Raw genomic sequence first — 17,220 nt, forward strand, 5'->3', positions numbered from 1 at the left:
CTACTTTTTGAACCACCACCCATTTTCTATCTTGTTATTTAGCAAAGATTCTAAAGATATAATCAATATGCTGCTCTACTACTTCCTTTGAAAAAGGATCCGTACCTGACAACCGCTTAAATTGCGGGGCAAAAGTGAAAATAGAGGTGACTGCACCCATAAACAAATAACGAATGTGTAAGCTATCCTCTTCAGGCATAAGCCCCAACTTCTGTGCCTGTTTCAGAAGATCAAGCTCAGAATCTGAATAAGGACTAATATATTGATCAGTAAACCAATTCAGTAGCTCTGAATCACCTCGATTGGCCTGAATCATAAAGCGATGAAAATCAGGAAACTCTGCACTAAAATTAATATAATGTCTGAGCAACTCACGTACTACCTGCTCCTGCTCTAAATCGCCTAAACTCTGTAAATATTTTTCAGACTGCTCAGTATAGGTATCAAAAATAGCTTCAGCTGCCGCCTTCCAAAGGTCTTCTTTGGTGCCAAAGTGATGGGTAATCAAAGTATGATTAACCCCTGCAGTATGAGCAATTGCCCGAGTCGATACCCCTTCAAATCCTGCAGAGGAAAATTCGGTTAATGCGGCATTCAAAATCTTGCACTTCGTCTCACGTGAACGCTTTTGCTCTGAGCGTTTGGGGGCTGATTTTATTGCTTTAACGGTCATTTTATCCTCAAATCTAATCGATGAGCCACAAAAAACTCTCATCAGCTAAATATACATTAAAAAGATAGATAACTATGCTCTGGGAATATTGAGTCTACCATATCTTCTTATTAATTATACTTTCTACAATATATTATAAACCCAAAAGACCCAAGCATAAGCTTGGGCCCCTATTCATTCCACTACACAGTTTTAATATTAACCTTGGTACTGAAGTACTACTACATAAACAGCTACTCAGGCATTACTACAAAGCTAACACTGAAATAACAATTACTGATTAATTACGTCAACACCTTTAGGTGGTGTGAATTTAAATTGGCTGCTTGGAATGCTAGTATTTGTTTTCACATTACTAAATTTAATAGAAGTGACTTGGCCTAACGAATCGTTTAATACCATCATTACTGGTTTACCACCATTAAAGCTCACTGCTAAACTATTAAAGTTACTGCCGCTGTTTTTTGGGTATAAAACATAGTAGTTCTTAGTAGCATTAGGCTGAGTGATTTTAAAGTTTTTAGCAATTTTACTTGGATCACCTGACAATAATAAGGCAGGTGTATTACCCACTTGCTGATCTGTGCTTTGACGGGTAACTTGCTCTAAATCTTTGTCATATACCCAAAGTGCACTACCATCAGTAACAATCAATTGCTCAGAGGGAGAAGTAATGTTCCAACGGAAATTATTAGGACGCTGTAAGCTAACATTACCTGAAAAAGTACCATTTTTCGCACTTAGACCACTTTTGCCCCCATTTGCCCCTTTGGTAGTTTGGGTGAAATTAGCGGTCATACTCTTAGTATTGCTTAATAAAGTATTTAAACGTTTTGCGGCGGTTAAGTTATCTGCTGCAGTAGCTGCTTGAGCCGCTTGTGATACCGCCATAATTGGCATACCAAAAATTAGTGCCCCTGATAATGCCGTGCCCATTACTTTTTTCATCATTGATTTTGTTTTGTTATTCTCTAATTGCGTTTGCATGATTTCATAATCCTTAAAAGGTTAAGTACAGTACTTATCGTTTTCAAAAGTGTCTTGCCCAAAGCTATCAAATCTCGTATCTATTAAAGACACACTTTTGAGCCGTTAAAAATACTCTATAGGGTTAAAACAATAAATAATATTAAAACAATAATTATTAATATAAATTGGTTATATCCAACATGCTGAGTAGTGTGCCATTTCTTTTATTACGTGACTAGACGATAATTGCAAAAAAAACTTCTGGCTTGTTACAATGTTATGATTTAAATCGTTATAAGTGCAAGTTTGTGACACGTATCTAATTTGTGTAATCCCGCTTCACAGTGCAAAAACATTAAAAAAAGCCCTGATAAAAATATCAGGGCTTTTTTTGGGTTATCTATATAGAATCAAATAACCAAAATTCAGTTAATCAAACCATAATTCACAGATTAAGATTCGATTGTCCGTAAATTAGGCTTCTTGAACAGAAACGTAACGACGGTTGAATTTACCTTTAGTATCGAACTTAACAACACCATCAGTTAAAGCAAATAGAGTATGGTCACGACCCATGCCTACGCCTTCGCCTGCGTGGAATTCTGTACCACGTTGACGTACGATGATATTACCAGCCACAACATCTTGACCACCAAATACTTTTACGCCAAGCATTTTAGGGTTAGAGTCACGACCGTTACGAGTTGAACCTGCGGCTTTTTTATGTGCCATGAGAAATCTCCTTACTGAGACTAATTTATAAAAACTTTATACAATATAGATAGCTAATATTAGAACAGCAAACCATCACTGTAAAATGTTTAATGTAAAAACAAGCTATCTACATACTTGTAAAGGGGAAAACCAGCTATTAAACATTAATCGCTTTGATTTTAAGAAGCGTGTACCACTGACGGTGACCTTGCTCTTTATGATAATGCTTACGACGCTTGTGCTTAACGATACGGATTTTCTTACCACGTCCGTGCTCTACTACTTCAGCTTCAACGCTTGCGCCTTCAACAACTGGCTGACCAATTTTATAATCATCGCCATCAACAACCATTAATACATCTTCAATTTTAATGGTTTCGCCTTTTTCAGCTTTAAGTAGCTCAACTTTTAGTAGTTCATCAACGTTTACACGATGCTGTTTACCACCACTTTTAATAACTGCGTACATCTTATGACTCCGTTTAACCCGTGTGCCGTGGTTATCCAAATACCTGAAAGTATCTCAAATAACACTTCAGCTTTTGCCTGATCTACGTACACGACAGGGAAAGTTACAGAAAATAGCTTTAAAACAATTCCGAGTACCCAATAAATAAAAGAAAGCTTTTATTATCAGTTATTGCGTTATTGCCATAAGCTTTGAATATGAAGACGGAATTTTACGCACTTATGGGCTAAATTGCAATAGATGATTGCAAATTAAGCCTATGTTATTATGCGCTATACGGTTAATTAGGCAGCTTATATTGAGTGGCAGTTAAGTGTTATATGTGTATAGGTAAGGGTATGTTTCAAATACTTTATTTGTGGCATTATTTTTAACAATGCTGAAACGATAGTTTAACTCTTAAAAACCTTAAACTGTATTAGAATGACCACTACTACTTTTTAATAGTGGATGTTTTTTCTTTATAGTGAATGTTTTATACGAAATGAGTTTTTATAGCACAGGATTTTTTATAGTTAGTGATATCATTAGCTAATTTTGCAGCCTTTCTCTCTAATCTCTAAATAAATAACTGTACTAAAAACAGCCGTACCAAAAAAATATAAAGCATAGTGGTGTAAATACTATAATCTGACTTTTTATACGCTATATTTATACTTTAAAGTGACTATAATCACTACACCCTATTTATTTTTATAATTTTAATGCATAAATTTTTTAATTAGCTTCAGTGATTTAAGTTTAATGATAAGACAACTGTTTTAATTGGGCTGTCGTAGATTGAATCATTGTTATAATAATCTCCTTCATTATTCTAATTTTAGTTGACCATAAATATGAGCACATCAAATAACACTTCATCATCTTCTATTACCAACACCTCCCCGCTTGTGGACTATGCCGACATTCAACAAATTATTGCTGATGATTTTGCCATTATGGACAAGCAAGTCTTTGGCAGTTTGAACTCTAAAGTACAATTAGTCATGAGTGTCTCTCAGCATGTTATTAATGCCGGTGGTAAGAGAATGCGACCTCTTATTACGCTACTGTGCTCACGTCTGTGTCGTGATGAGCAATCAGAAGATGCCATGCACCTTGCTGCTATTACTGAAATGCTGCACACCGCCACTTTGGTACATGATGATGTTATCGATGAGTCAGGTTTACGTCGCGGTCGTCCTACTGCCAATGCTACTTGGGACAACCCTACTGCTGTTTTAGTAGGTGACTATCTTATCGCTCGTGCATTTAACCTGTTGGTAGGATTTCAAAGCTTGCCTCTATTAAAGCTATTTTCAGATGGCACTTGTGACATTGCTGAAGGTGAAGTATTACAGTTACAGCATCAGCATAACCCTCAGGCTACTGAAGATGATTATATGAGAATCATTGATGGTAAAACTTCACGTTTATTTATGATGGCTACCTGTGGGGTCGCTATCTTACAAGACAAACCCGAATTCATGCAGCCTTTCAGTGACTTTGGTCAGCACTTCGGAAATGCCTTCCAGATCATTGATGACGTTTTAGACTATACGGGTGACAGTGAAGTGATGGGTAAAAACTTGGGTGATGATTTGGCAGAAGGAAAGCCTACTTTACCAACTATTGTTGCCCTACGTTTATTAAAACAAAGCGATGAAGCCAACTACAATAAACTACGTATTGCGGTTCAAACCGGTAAAGTAGATGATGCTCAAGGCCTTATTAAATTGGTTCAAGAGTCTGGTGCCTTAGAATATTGCCGTGAACGTGCTTTGGAAGAAACACGATTGGCACAGCAGGCATTATCGCAACTACCAGACAACCAATATCGCCAAGGATTATGGCAACTTACTGAGCTTGCCAGCGCACGCTTGGCTTAATAGCTTTAGTTTATTGAGATTGTTCTATTGAGTTTCAGTTAGTTGACTTGGCATAGGCAGTGTCAATGACCGAGTCAACTTACTTTAGATGAATACCTACTTCTTATTTAAATTTTAAATGAAGCGTTAAAGTATTTTGGCTATAAGGTACTTGGGCCATATAAGATACTTTAGCCCTATAAAAGCTCTCTTTTATTGTCAGTTTCATGCTATTTAATTTGAGCTCAGCCATTAAATTGTATTCTATTAACACAGCATTATTTATTAACACAGCACTAATTGCTATGGAACGAAAAGTATAGTTTGATAGAGTCTTAGCTTACTCTTTTTATGCCTACTTTTTTATCATTACCTTATTTTCCTTGCTCTCTGACAACCTTACCCTTTAGCTTATTCTACTTTATAGTATTTAGTTTTATTACTTCCCTTACTGTCACTTCATTTATTACTTCAACTTTTTACATTGCCGTAATTGGCTGAATCTTGAATACTTTACTTTCTAAATAAGTATTTCTCTTTCTAAAGACGTTATTTAAACATCAATGATGGCTGTTGAATATCTTCATTCTTAACCATTCTTAACCTTTTTTGGGATAGGTTACCTGCTATCTATCACGTACAATTTGTGTTGAATTATTTGTACCCAATAAGGGGTAAAAGAGGGTAATTCTCATTTAATGATTGTTATATTTTACATCTGTAATATATAATAGCCGTTTTATCAAAAAAAATATCGTCTCTTATCGGTTGATTTAAAAACAGTTTTTATCTCCTAAAGCCTTTGCTTATGTAGTATTAAGCTATCATAGTGACTTCTAAAAATAGAATACTTACGCCTTTGGTATATTAAATATAACAGTTGTATTATTACTAAAGGGGTTTATAAGTTACTTATTTATTTATAAACTGTCGTAGATAAACAATTAGCCACCACGATATTTACAAATTTAAAACAAGCACTAGCCTTTTCATTGCTACAGTACGTGTAATTTGTAACCACACATTATTCTCTTGCGTAACAAGCTAGTAAATATTTGCTTGTAATGACCCACTATTAAGGTTTTGTACATGAAACATTCGCACCTTTTCATTGCTATTAGTTTAGCGGTATCCGGCCTATTCATTGCAGGCTGCGATAAAAAAGAAGACCAAGCAGATGCTGCAGCCGCCCAGCAACAAATGCCGCCTGCCGTTGTTAATGTGATGCCAGTTCAATTCCAAACGGTACCTTTAGTACATGAATTCTCTGGCCGTACAGCAGCGTATGAGGTAGCAGATATTAGACCGCAGGTCACGGGCGTTATCGATGAGATTCTCTATCCTCAAGGACGTATGGTCCAAAAAGGCCAACCGCTTTATAGACTAAGTGTTGAGAACTACCAATCAAGTCAAAGTGCAGGTCAAGCAGCGGTACAACAAGCCGAGGCCAACGTACAGACAGCCAAAGCGAGCTATAACAATGCATTAGCGAATATTGAGTCTCAAAAAGCATTGTTACAACAAGCTGAAGCCGATGTGCAAAGACTAAGACCTTTGGTTTCTCAACAAGCTATCTCAGCACAGCAATACGAGCAGGCGATTACTCAGCTTAAAACCGCTCAAGCAGGTTTAAACAGTGCTCAAGCAGCAGCTCAACAGGCTCAAGCCAATATTGCCAGCTCACAAGCGGCTGTAAATACCGCCAAGGCTCAACTATCAGGCACACAATTAGACATTAGCCGCACCATTGTACGTGCCCCAATCTCTGGCATGACCGAGCGCTCGAATGTTACTGCTGGTGCTTTAGTCAATGCCAACCAAGCCAATCCTTTGGTCACAATTTCTAAGATTAACCCTATTTATGTGGACATCAGTCAGTCTTCATCTGAATTATTGAAACTAAAACAACAACAAGCCAGTGGTGCCCTACAAGCAGGTAACAGCACAGTTGAATTGGTGTTAGAAGATGGCAGTACCTATCCAGTACGTGGTCAATTGTCTTTGGCAGAAGCTAAAGTAGAAGAAGATACGGGTGCAGTTACCTTACGCGCAATCTTCAATAATGATAACTATATGTTATTACCGGGTATGTATGTAAAAGCACGTCTTGTTCAGGGCTTAATTAACAATGCGGTTTTATTACCACAAAGCGCCTTAACTCGCACGCCAAAGGGTGAAACTCAAGTTTATATTGTCGACAACAACAATAAGATTCAAGTTCGTCCGGTTAAAGTTCAAGGAACTTACAATGGCAACTGGATTGTCACTGATGGTCTAAAGGCAGGTGAAAACATAGTAGTAATAGGTGGCTCGAAAGTTAAGCCTGAGCAAGAAGTGGTCAGCAAGCCCTATCAACCTGCTTCAGCAGAAGGTAATGCCGCGCCACAACAAGGTGCAGCCCAACCAAAAGGCCCGGTAGCAAACCAATCTGGAATGCCAAAAGGCCCTGTAGCGCCTCAGAAGAAAGAAACTCCTGAGACTGGCGCTGCCAAATAACTCAAAAATAGGCTGACTAGGGAAATATCATGTCAAGATTTTTTATTAACCGCCCTATTTTTGCATGGGTAATTTCAATTTTAATCATGCTACTGGGTGTCATTTCGGTAATTAACTTACCGATTGAGCAATATCCACGTATTGCTCCACCAACGATTAACGTTAGCGCCTCATATCCTGGTGCCAACGCGCAAACCGTTGAGGACTCAGTTGTTCAGGTCATTGAGCAACGTATGAAAGGGCTTGATGGCTTAATGTATATGTCCTCATCAAGTTCTTCTAACGGTAGTGGCTCTGTTACGCTTACTTTCGAAAACGGAACCGATCCTGATACCGCTCAAGTACAGGTTCAGAACAAACTACAAGCGGCTATGAGTGCGCTTCCTGAATCCGTACAGCGCCAAGGGGTTAACGTTACCAAATCATCAAGTAGTTTCTTGATGGTTCAAGGTTTTATCTCTGAAGATGGTTCGATGGATAGAGTCGACATCGCTGACTATGTGGCTTCAAATATTGTTGACCAAATCAGCCGTGTTGAAGGTGTGGGTGAAGTTCAATTATTTGGTTCATCATATGCCATGCGTGTCTGGCTAGACCCTGCACGTCTGCGTAGTTATAACTTAGTACCAAGCGATGTGGTCGATGCTATTCGTGCTCAAAACGCTCAAGTTTCTGCAGGTCAGTTAGGTCAGGCACCTGCTGACGTAGAGAATCAAGTTATTAACGCTACTGTTACGGTTCAAAGCTATCTAAAAACACCTGAAGAGTTTAGCAATATCCTATTAAAAACAGACAACTCAGGTGCTCAAGTTCGTCTACGTGATGTGGCGAAAGTTGAAGTAGGTAGTGAAAACTATGGTATAAAAGCGTTATATAACGGCAAAGAAGCCTCAGGTATTGGTATCTCATTAGCGCCAGGTTCAAACGCGCTTGATACCAGACAACTTGTGGAAGATCGTATGGCACAGCTTGAAGCCAACTTCCCACCAGGCTTAACCTCTGTTGTACCTTATGACACCACACCTTTTGTTAAGTTATCCATTGAACAAGTAGTGCACACGCTAGTTGAAGCCATTATTTTGGTATTCCTAGTGATGTTCTTATTCTTACAGAACTGGCGTGCTACTATTATTCCAACCCTTGCGGTTCCTGTTGTCTTGTTAGGTACTTTTGCGGTTCTGTACGTGGCTGGATTTAGTATTAACGTATTGACCATGTTCGCTATGGTATTGTCCATTGGTCTACTGGTGGATGACGCGATTGTTGTTGTTGAAAACGTAGAGCGTCTGTTAGAAGAGCATCCGGACTTAACCGTTAAAGAAGCCACTATCCAATCAATGGGTGAGATTAGTAAAGTGGTTATTGGTATTGCTCTGATCTTATCAGCGGTATTCGTACCAATGGCCTTCTTTGGTGGATCAACGGGTGTTATTTATCGTCAGTTCTCAATTACCTTGATTACCAGTATGGTACTGTCTGCCATTGTGGCCTTGGTTTTCACCCCTGCCCTATGTGTGACCCTGTTAAAACGTTCTAAAAATCATGGTGAAGAAAAGAAAGGCTTCTTTGGTTGGTTTAACCGTAGCTTTGAAAAGACCAGTAGAAATTATGAGCGCTTTATCGGTAAGAGTATTAATGTAAAATGGTTATACGCTCTAGCCTATGCCGCTATCATTGGTATTATGGCCGTCTTATTCTTGCGTATTCCTGGTTCATTCTTACCAGAAGAAGACCAAGGTATTATGGTCACCTTGGTACAGCTACCTGCGGGTTCTAATATAGAAGAGACTCAGGCAGTATTGGATAAGGTAGATGCCTATTATCATACTCAAGAAGGTAAGAATATTGAGTCAGTGTTTACGGTTGCTGGATTCAGTTTTGCCGGTCAAGGTCAAAACATGGGTCTTGCCTTCGTCCGTCTTTCTGACTGGGAAAACCGTTCAGGTGAAGAGAACAGTGCTCAAGCTGTCGCGGAACGAGCAATGGGCTATTTCTTCACTCAGTTAAATGAAGCACAGGTTTATGCTATTGTTCCACCTGCTATTACTGAATTGGGTAACGCGAGTGGTTTCGACTTAATGATTCAAGACGTAGGTAACGTAGGCCATCAAGGTCTGCTTGATGCTCGTAACCAGCTATTGGGTATGGCTGCGCAGAGTGATCAAGTGGCAGGCGTTCGTCCTAACGGGCAAGAAGATGCCCCTCAGCTAAAAGTTAATATCAATCAAGAGCAAGCTGCTGCTTATGGATTGCCTTTGTCTGCTATTAACAGCGTATTATCAACCGCATGGGGTTCAGCGTATGTTAATGACTTCGTTGACAGAGGACGTGTGAAACGTGTCTTTGTACAAGGCGATGCGGACAGTCGTACCAACCCTGACGATATTCAAAAATGGTATGTTCGTAATAACAATGGTGAGATGATTTCTTTTGACGCTTTCTCTGATAGTGAATGGCAGTATGCTTCTCCACGATTAACGCGTTATAACAGTTTCCCATCTATGAACATCCAAGGTAGTGCGGCACCTGGTCTAAGTACTGGTGAAGCAATGACGGCTATGGAACAAATGGTCGGACAATTACCTGAAGGCATTGGTTTTGAATGGACAGGTATGTCTCTTGAAGAGAAAAAATCAGGGGCTCAAGCACCTATGCTATATGCCCTATCGATTTTAGTTGTTTTCTTATGTTTAGCGGCTTTATATGAAAGCTGGTCAATCCCATTTGCAGTACTATTAGTGGTACCATTAGGGGTACTAGGTGCTGTATTATTCACTTGGTTTAGGGACTTTGCGAACGATATTTATCTGCAGGTTGGTCTACTCACTGTGGTCGGCCTGTCTGCAAAGAACGCGATTTTAATTATCGAATTCGCCAAGGAACACCAAGAGGCTGGCAACTCTCTACGAGATGCGGTAATGTTGGCAGCTAGACAGCGTTTACGTCCTATTATTATGACTTCATTAGCCTTTGGTCTTGGTGTATTGCCCTTATTCTTGGCAACAGGTCCAGGTGCGGGAAGCCAGAACGCCATCGGTACGAGTGTTGTAGGTGGTGTTGTGACCGCAACCTTATTGGGTATTTTCTTTATCCCTATGTTCTATGTATGGGTTCGTACTATCTTTAAATATAAGGGTAATGGTACCAATAATGATTCTGATAATGGCACACCAACTGAGCCTAAGACAGTGTTAGTGACCAATGAGACGAGTACTGCCTCTACCCCCGCTAATTTTGGAGACAACACTCAATGACGACATCTGTAAAATCAACTATTAACCTAAAAAGTCGAGCCGTGAGTGCACTTGCTATGAATACATCTACTAAATGGGCACGTTTGTTTGGTCTATCTGCTTTGACAGTCGCTATTAGTGCTTGTCAAAGCGTACCTTTGGCCGATACCAATCCTGTGGTCGCTCGCCCTAACATTCCTTTAATGCCAGGCGAGAACTACGAGATTTATGGCAACAACCAAGTGCCTTCAAGTCTTGCTGCCGTACGTTGGCAGAGCTTCTATACTGACCCTAAGCTTAAAGCGCTTATTCAGATGGGACTTGATAACAATAAAGATGTTAAGCAAGCAGTGTTAGCTATCCAAAAAGCTCAGGCTCAATACCGCATTACTGACAGTAATGATGCGCCTAATATAGGGTTGAATGGTGATTATTCCCGTGGTGCAAACAATGCAAGAGATCGTAATCCTAGCGATAGCTATAGTGTCGGCCTTGGTATGGCTGCCTATGAACTCGATTTCTGGGGTAAGATAGCTAGCTTAAAAGACCAAGCGCTACAAAACTATTTAAGCACCACTGCTGCTCGCGATACTGCTCAAGTCAGTTTGATTGCTAATATTGCCAAAAGCTATGTCAACCTAAGCTATCAGCAAAAGCAATTAGAGTTGGCAATTAGTACCTTGCAAACTCGTGAAGAGTCGCTGCGTATTACCAGAGCTCGTTTAGAGGCAGGTATTGACTCTAAAGCCCCCTCTTTACAAGCGGCAGCTTCTGCTGAGACAGCTCGTATTGCGGCGCTAAATGCTCAAAGTGGGGTATTAAGAGCTAGAAATGCCCTTAAATTCTTAGTGGGGGCCCCCATTAGCGATGACATGATGCCAGAGCCAGCGGTTCCTTCTATTGCGTCAAGCACAGTATTAAGTGCAGGTTTGCCTAGTGATCTACTACGCTACCGTCCTGACGTACTTCAAGCGGAATACAATTTAAAAGCCGCCGGTGCCAATATTGAAGTGGCCCGAGCTGCTTATTATCCGTCAATTAGCTTGACGGGTAATCTTGGTTACTCAAGTGACGATCTATCAGGTTTGTTCAGAAGCAATGGCTCAAGTTGGTCATTTGGTCCTTCTATCAAATTGCCTTTGTTTGATGCCGGTCAACGTGATGCCAACTATGAAGTGGCTCAGATTGAACGTGATCAAGCAGTTGCTAATTACGAAAGCACTGTAGAAGCGGCCTTCAAAGAAGTGAACGATGTTCTAGCGGACCGTGCTACTTTGGATCAAAGAACACAAGCTGAGTATCGTCTACAAGAGAACTATCAAGGTTTATTTGATATTTCAGAAGCTCGATTTAAAGCACAGGTCGATGACTATTTAGCGGTATTGGACGCTCAACGTTCGTTGTTCTCAACCCAACAGTCTATTTTGAACTTAGAGCAAGAACGTTTAAATAACCAAATTGAGCTATATCAAGTATTGGGTGGCGGCGCGAACTTAGGGACTATCGCTGTACCTACTTCTAAATACCGTAACTTAGTTAATGTGTTTGATGGTCAAAGTGACAAGCAAAAAGCGGTCCAAGCTGTTGAATCCAGTCGCGGTCCAGCTATTGTGACACCTGCTCAAGCTTACGCTATTGAAGCCAACCAACCGGTTAAAGTGGTAGAACAAAAGCAGATGAGACCGGTAGATGTTAACAATGACAATAGTACAGATGCTTATATCTCTGTTGTGGAAACTACCACTCAGCCTGCAGGCTCTAAAGTAGTAGAAACCAAAGAAGGTATGAAGGTTGTAAAACCTTAAAACCTGTATCTGAACTCTAAAAAAAGGCGCTAATATTAGCGCCTTTTTTTGTTGATAAAATAAGCTTTCTAACTAGTCTTGCTAATCACGACATTTCATTGGTCCGACTATTTTGCTTACCTATCCTATTATCAGGCTATGATAGCCAATCGTTAATCTGGCAAATCATGTCGAATATGATCAGGGCTTAAACCGAAAGAGAAGACAAAAGTAGCCACTAAACTGTTAACAATAACAAACGCTATATCAAGACCGTTATGCCCTAATACAAAGCGTCCTAATAAAGCGGATATGATCAACATAATGACAAAGAAGATCGCCAAGTAGATTCTAATCTTAGGATGAGACAGGCTGTATGGCTGCTCAGGCTTAGGCCCTTTTTCTAACACATATAAGCGAATTGCCCATCCTGCCGCATAAGCCAATGTTCCCATTAATAAATAATTTAGAAAACCCATTTTTATTCCTATTAAACCAATAACTTAAGCGTTAACTCACTCAATGAATGGTATAACGAGTTAATAATCTAAGCTAAGCGGTGGTTATTGAGTGGCCACATTACCTGCAGGCTTAATGGTAATATTACCCACACTGTCTTTATTTTGGGCAGCACTCTCAGATAGCTCTTCAGCTGGCGTGTCATCACACTCAACTTTATAAATAGTATTTGCACCCTGCAAAATGTACCCTAAGTACTGACTGTCTAAGGTAGGATCGATATTAACATACGCTTGCTTAACTTGGGCCATGACCAAAACTCGGTCGGGACGCCCTATAATGCCTTCTACGTTTTTCGGATCTACTGAGAAGTATTTTGATACTTTATCCATTGGCATGACTTCAAGCGGTTCAGGATCATCCCAGACTCTATTCGCTGATTTAGGTTCTTTCATTTGCATGACCAAACCCTGCTGCTGCTGACTTACTTTTATTTGTGCAGGCTCGTCATGACTGACGGTATAACAGCCAGAAAACATAGCCGCATGTTGTTTAATTAGCGCTTCAGAATCTTGCTGCTTTGCTCCCGCCTCGGTATTAACAACTGTGTCGGTGGTTTCAGACTTATCACAGGCGTTCAACATAAGTGCAGCACCGGTGAGAAACAAAGCCGAAGAAATTTTTGATAAATTAAGTGGTTTCAAAAGACAGTTCCAGTAGATAAGTATAAATGGGATTTAGATTGAGCTAAGGTTAATAACAACAACAGGTTAAGACGACTTAGGTCTAAATTATAGAGATGTCAAAAAATGACAGCTGTAAGAATACTGTATTTTAGCAAACTTGTTATCTATATGGTTGCTATTGTGCAATATATTAAGCCATCTCGCTCAAACAGAGGCACTATATTTGCTATACTAGTCGCTCTATTTCTCTATCATAATCTAAGTCCTATCATAATCTAAGTAATGTGAGTCGCCATGTCTGTTCTTAATCCAAAGCCCAATACCACAATCGCATTTACCGATGGTGCCTGTAAAGGTAATCCCGGTCCTGGTGGTTGGGGGGCTTTTTTGGTACTGAGTGATGGCCAACAAATAGAATACTTTGGTGGGGATGCTCATACCACTAATAATAAAATGGAGTTGATGGGTGCCATTATAGCGCTTGAAAAAAGTCCTCACGATCAACATTTAGAGATTTGGACCGACTCAAGCTATGTCAAGAATGGCATTACCTCATGGATTCAAGGTTGGAAAAATAAAGGCTGGAAAACCTCTGGCAATAAACCGGTCAAGAATCAAGAGTTATGGCAACGTTTAGATGCCTTACAAGCCAGCCGTGATGTCAGTTGGCACTGGGTAAAAGGCCATGCCGGTCATGAAGGTAACGAAAAAGCTGATGAGCTTGCCAACCGTGGCATCTTATCTTCTTCTGAGTCTACCGACGCCTTAACTAATGACCGTGCTAGTAATGACAACTTTACGAATGATGATGAGCTTAAAAAAAAACTAAATAGCCCCTTAAATCACCCCTTTAATCCAATAGACTCTAACGTTGCCATGAATTCTCCCCAAGATAACATTGATTGGATTATGGATGATCCTTTAGGCTTTTATGAAAGCGGCCCAGAAGTAGCCTTTGAAGAAGAAACGGCTTCTGTGCCACAGTCTAGTAGTCATCAACCATCCGCTTCCATCTCAGACCCTATATCGCCTATGCCTATGTCAAACCCAGAAGTTCCAAGTAGCGAACAAGCCTCACCTACCCTAGCAGCAGCTGAACCACAAGTGTCACAGCAAACTGAAGAAATTGAGTTCGATGGAGATACCAGTCGTGCCAACCCGCACTTCAGACCTCTCTTGCCTGAACCGATCAACAGAGGAAAAACGGGTCGTCAATTGATTATGGATACGGAAACCACCGGACTTGACGCTTTAAAAGGCGATCGGGTTATTGAGGTAGGTATTATCGAATTGGTTAACCGCAAATTTACCGGTGAGAAACTACACGTCTATATCAACCCTGAACGTGGTATGGATGATGAAGTTATCAGAGTCCACGGTATTACAGAAGCGTTTTTAGCAGACAAACCTAAGTTCAAAGAGGTGGCGAAACCCCTTTACGAATTTATGCTGGGTGCTGAGTTGATTGCCCATAACGCTCCATTCGATATGAGCTTCTTATCGATGGAATTTGATAGAGTGGGCCTGAGCGATTTTGCAGAAAAAGTGACGGTTACCGACTCTTTGGTCATGGCCAAACAGCAATATCCTGGTCAAAAGAACACGCTAGATGCTTTAGTACGTCGTCTAAACGTTGGTAAGATGGACCGTACCTTCCACGGCGCTTTATTGGACTCAGAGATTCTAGCAGAAGTTTATCTGGCCATGACGGGTGGTCAGGTAGCGCTGGCGATTGACGAAGACACCCAGTCCGAAGGCGAAGGCTCTCATGCAGATTTTAGCCATTTAGCTTCTCAAATTTTGAAGGCTAATACCTCGTTAGATAATCATGTTAGTTGGGTCAGCAAGTTGCTAAAGAAATATCCTGATTTGGCAGAGACTCAAGGCGTGAGCTGCTTTTATAAGATTGACGACGCTTCTAAAGCTGCGCATTTGTTGTATCAAAAGTCTATCGTAAGCCAGCACTCTCTAGCGGCAACTACCTCTATAGCGCCTAATTTAGCCAATAACTTGTTTATTGCCTCTTAGTCTTTGTCTATATGCCTAAATTGTTAACTAATCTGTCTTAACGTATTACAATACATCCTTGGCCAGCACTCATTCGGTACTGGCTTTAAAGCTATTTATTCATTATTTGTTATGAGGTACTTGTGAGCACTGAACGATTAAACGCCCTGCCTATTTTATTTAATCGCTTTGGACTTGAGCGCCTGACAGAAGATCAACGCCAGAAAATTGCTACTGTTGACGCCACCTTACCTCAAACTCAATGTGGATTATGCGACCATCCCGATGGTTGCCTACCCTACGCCATCGCTATGGTGGTAGACAATGAGCCGCATAATAAATGTGTGCCTGGTGGTCAGCCCGTTAGTGATACTATCGCTGAAATACTAGACAGAGAACCCTTAATCGTTCGTGAGTCTCAGTGGCCGGTTGACCCCAACACCCATCGTCCTACAGAAGTCAGAGCCATTATCCGTGAAGACGATTGCATTGGCTGTACTAAATGCATTCCTGCCTGCCCAGTAGATGCTATTGTCGGCACTGGCAAGCACATGCACACCATCATCAGCGATTTATGTACGGGTTGCGAGCTTTGTCTACCACCCTGCCCGGTCGATTGTATCGACTTGATTGAAGTGCCTCGTGATCCTGCTATTGAAACAGCAGAATATAGAGCCAAAGAACAAGCTCATCTAAGATACCGCTATCACACTCATTTAAACCGAGTGGCGGAACAAATGGTCGACAATACTCATTCTAAGCCTGTTACTAGTGTGATAGAAACCATGATTGGCAATGCCTCTCATCAAAGCTTAGATATTGATGAGTCTAAAGCCAAAGCCACTATTGCGGCCGCAAAACTACGCACTAAAATTAAAAAGCTAGAGAAGCAGTTGACCGCACGCCCTAACGAAAGTAAACAGGCGGAGCTAGAAGCTTTAAAGCAGGAGTTGGCACAACTTGCTGATTAGTGAGACTTGATCCTTTTGCTTACAGCTTTGCCTCTGATCTATAAACAATTTAAACGGATTAAAACCTGAATCGATATGAGTAAAGTGGTTAAACATAAGACAGCAGAAACGCCCCCTTCAAGACGCCTGCCCAACCGCAATGTGCGACCCTTTTTTGAGAAACTTGCTGCTGCCATTGATGAGCCGGTTACTGAGCTTGAATATAACAGTAACTTTGAGCTACTCATTGCGGTCATTCTCTCCGCTCAAGCGACTGATGTCAGTGTTAACCTAGCCACCCGTAAGCTTTATGCGGTAGCCAATACGCCTGAAGCCATTTATGCGTTAGGCGAGGAAGGCTTAAAAGACTATATTAAAACCATAGGTTTGTATAACTCAAAAGCCAAAAACGTCATTAAAGCTTGTAAAGACTTAATTGAGAAGCATAACAGTCAGGTACCTGATAATCGTAAAGACTTAGAAGCCCTGGCCGGAGTGGGTCGTAAAACAGCCAATGTGGTGTTAAACACTGCTTTTGGTCAACCGACCATGGCAGTCGATACCCATATCTTTCGGGTCAGTAACCGCACCGGACTGGCCACGGGCAAAACAGTGCTCGCCGTTGAACAAAAACTAGTTGAGCGAATCCCTGAAGACTATATTTTAGACGCCCATCATTATCTTATTTTACATGGACGTTATACTTGCCAAGCACGGACTCCCAAATGCGGAGCATGTCCAGTTTATGAAGAATGTATGTTTAAAGACAAACAGGTGTTTGCTGAGCTATAATTTTCTAAAGTAAGTTTTATAACTGTCAATAACCCATATAATTTTCAGTAGCCTTAATAATTTTCAGCAAAATTTAGTTACTTTTATTACTTAAAGACCCGCTTATCTGCTAAGAGCTTGTTCCCTCATAGGGTTACCTAT

Annotated in this window: 13 protein-coding genes; 7 read left to right on the forward strand and 6 right to left on the reverse strand. The window is 40.6% G+C overall.

Features of this window, described 5'->3' with window-relative positions:
* Positions 1-34 precede the first annotated feature (34 nt).
* From LK453_RS12805 to rplU, 4 genes are all read right to left on the reverse strand, one after another.
* On the reverse strand, positions 35-673 hold the full coding sequence (locus LK453_RS12805; RefSeq protein ID WP_201541726.1) for a TetR/AcrR family transcriptional regulator: 639 nt from the start codon (positions 671-673) through the stop codon (positions 35-37).
* Positions 674-946: 273 nt separating this feature from the next.
* On the reverse strand, positions 947-1,660 hold the full coding sequence (gene lolA, locus LK453_RS12810; protein ID WP_201537388.1) for an outer membrane lipoprotein chaperone LolA: 714 nt from the start codon (positions 1,658-1,660) through the stop codon (positions 947-949).
* A gap of 456 nt (positions 1,661-2,116) precedes the next feature.
* Positions 2,117-2,374 (reverse strand): 50S ribosomal protein L27, encoded by a 258-nt coding sequence (rpmA, locus tag LK453_RS12815; protein WP_007393804.1) that lies wholly within the window; start codon positions 2,372-2,374, stop codon positions 2,117-2,119.
* Positions 2,375-2,513: 139 nt separating this feature from the next.
* Entirely contained in the window at positions 2,514-2,825 is a 312-nt protein-coding gene (gene rplU, locus LK453_RS12820) for a 50S ribosomal protein L21 (protein ID WP_007393805.1), read from the reverse strand.
* A gap of 836 nt (positions 2,826-3,661) precedes the next feature.
* Between rplU and LK453_RS12825 the strand changes: the two genes are divergently transcribed.
* From LK453_RS12825 to LK453_RS12840, 4 genes are all read left to right on the forward strand, one after another.
* A complete protein-coding gene (locus LK453_RS12825; protein ID WP_201537392.1) occupies positions 3,662-4,693 on the forward strand; it encodes a polyprenyl synthetase family protein in 1,032 nt (343 codons plus the stop codon).
* A 1,068-nt stretch (positions 4,694-5,761) separates the two neighbouring features.
* The gene (locus LK453_RS12830; RefSeq protein WP_201527852.1) at positions 5,762-7,168 is read left to right on the forward strand and encodes an efflux RND transporter periplasmic adaptor subunit; all 1,407 of its coding nucleotides are present in this window, start codon (positions 5,762-5,764) and stop codon (positions 7,166-7,168) included.
* 29 nt (positions 7,169-7,197) lie between these two features.
* A complete protein-coding gene (locus tag LK453_RS12835; protein WP_201537395.1) occupies positions 7,198-10,422 on the forward strand; it encodes an efflux RND transporter permease subunit in 3,225 nt (1,074 codons plus the stop codon).
* Positions 10,423-10,478: 56 nt separating this feature from the next.
* Positions 10,479-12,206: an efflux transporter outer membrane subunit gene (locus tag LK453_RS12840; RefSeq protein WP_227674391.1), complete on the forward strand. Its 1,728-nt coding sequence runs from the start codon at positions 10,479-10,481 to the stop codon at positions 12,204-12,206.
* A gap of 152 nt (positions 12,207-12,358) precedes the next feature.
* Here the strand turns inward: LK453_RS12840 and LK453_RS12845 are convergent, their stop codons facing one another.
* Positions 12,359-12,664, reverse strand: a complete 306-nt coding sequence (locus LK453_RS12845; RefSeq protein ID WP_201537401.1) for a hypothetical protein — start codon at positions 12,662-12,664, stop codon at positions 12,359-12,361.
* Positions 12,665-12,748: 84 nt separating this feature from the next.
* Complete coding sequence (locus tag LK453_RS12850; protein WP_201537404.1) at positions 12,749-13,348, reverse strand: hypothetical protein; 600 nt, start codon at positions 13,346-13,348, stop codon at positions 12,749-12,751.
* A 276-nt stretch (positions 13,349-13,624) separates the two neighbouring features.
* Between LK453_RS12850 and dnaQ the strand changes: the two genes are divergently transcribed.
* From dnaQ to nth, 3 genes are all read left to right on the forward strand, one after another.
* A complete protein-coding gene (gene dnaQ / locus LK453_RS12855) occupies positions 13,625-15,358 on the forward strand; it encodes a DNA polymerase III subunit epsilon (protein ID WP_201537407.1) in 1,734 nt (577 codons plus the stop codon).
* 122 nt (positions 15,359-15,480) lie between these two features.
* Positions 15,481-16,308 (forward strand): RnfABCDGE type electron transport complex subunit B, encoded by an 828-nt coding sequence (locus tag LK453_RS12860; protein ID WP_201537410.1) that lies wholly within the window; start codon positions 15,481-15,483, stop codon positions 16,306-16,308.
* 75 nt (positions 16,309-16,383) lie between these two features.
* Positions 16,384-17,079: an endonuclease III gene (gene nth / locus LK453_RS12865; RefSeq protein ID WP_007393814.1), complete on the forward strand. Its 696-nt coding sequence runs from the start codon at positions 16,384-16,386 to the stop codon at positions 17,077-17,079.
* Positions 17,080-17,220: the final 141 nt, after the last annotated feature.

The sequence above is a fragment of the Psychrobacter sanguinis genome (assembly GCF_020736705.1).
Taxonomy (GTDB): Bacteria; Pseudomonadota; Gammaproteobacteria; order Pseudomonadales; family Moraxellaceae; genus Psychrobacter; species Psychrobacter sanguinis.